Source organism: Lentilactobacillus parakefiri (assembly GCF_002157585.1).
Lineage (GTDB): Bacteria > Bacillota > Bacilli > Lactobacillales > Lactobacillaceae > Lentilactobacillus > Lentilactobacillus parakefiri.
Genome location: NZ_BDGB01000047.1, coordinates 1 through 231 on the forward strand (window position 1 = coordinate 1; position 231 = coordinate 231).

Below are 231 nucleotides of genomic sequence, written 5' to 3' on the forward strand. Positions count from 1 at the left end.
CGATCGCAAATCACGGTTCCTTTGGGCATACCGGTTAAAAGATCGGACGACAGCGACTGTTAATGAAGCACTAACTAAGTTCCTAACCACTTTTAATGGTCCGGTGCACAGCTTTACTGTGGACCGTGGCACTGAGTTTAGTGGGCTAGTAGCACTTGAATCACAATATGGTATTAAGACCTATTACTGCCATGCTTATACTCCAGCTGAACGTGGTAGTAATGAACGCTT

General features: G+C 45.0%; 1 protein-coding gene. It reads left to right on the plus strand.

The window, feature by feature from the left end; translation table 11 throughout:
- Nucleotides 1–231: IS30 family transposase (locus LPKJCM_RS05225; protein WP_109561178.1), on the plus strand; the 231-nt coding region annotated here is incomplete at both ends.